This is a genomic window from Neorhizobium sp. T6_25 (assembly GCF_002968555.1).
Taxonomy (GTDB): domain Bacteria; phylum Pseudomonadota; class Alphaproteobacteria; order Rhizobiales; family Rhizobiaceae; genus Neorhizobium.
This window is the reverse complement of sequence record NZ_PVBL01000070.1, coordinates 1-431: the sequence shown is the minus strand read 5'-3', so window position 1 is coordinate 431 and position 431 is coordinate 1. Positions and strand designations below refer to the sequence as shown.

At 55.5% G+C, this 431-nt stretch carries 1 protein-coding gene; it reads left to right on the top strand.

Annotation, left to right across the window (positions count from 1 at the left end):
• Positions 1 to 431 (top strand): MobA/MobL family protein (locus C5L10_RS33360; protein ID WP_172717329.1); only part of this gene is annotated, 431 nt, incomplete at both ends.

Genomic DNA, 431 nt, shown 5'->3' with positions numbered 1-431 from the left:
GGTGTACGAACCGTGCCGAACTCTGGAATGCCGTTGAGAAGGCCGAACGCCGGAAGAACTCACAACTTGCGCGGGAAATTGAACTCGCCATCCCCCGCGAACTACCGCAGGATGCCGCACGGGAAACCGTTCTCGCCTTTGTCAGAGAAAACTTTGTCAGTCAGGGCATGATTGCTGATGTGGCGTTCCATCACATGGATAAAACAAATCCCCATGCGCACATCATGCTGACCACGAGAGCTGTCGGACCTGCTGGATTCGGTGGAAAGGTCAGGGACTGGAACGACCGGACACATGCCGAGACGTGGCGTGCATCATGGGCTGACCATGCAAACAGAGCACTGGCGAACGCCGGTTATCAGGAAGAGATAGACCATCGTTCATACGAGCGACAGGGGCTTGAGAAAACGCCTGGTATTCACCTCGGAAAG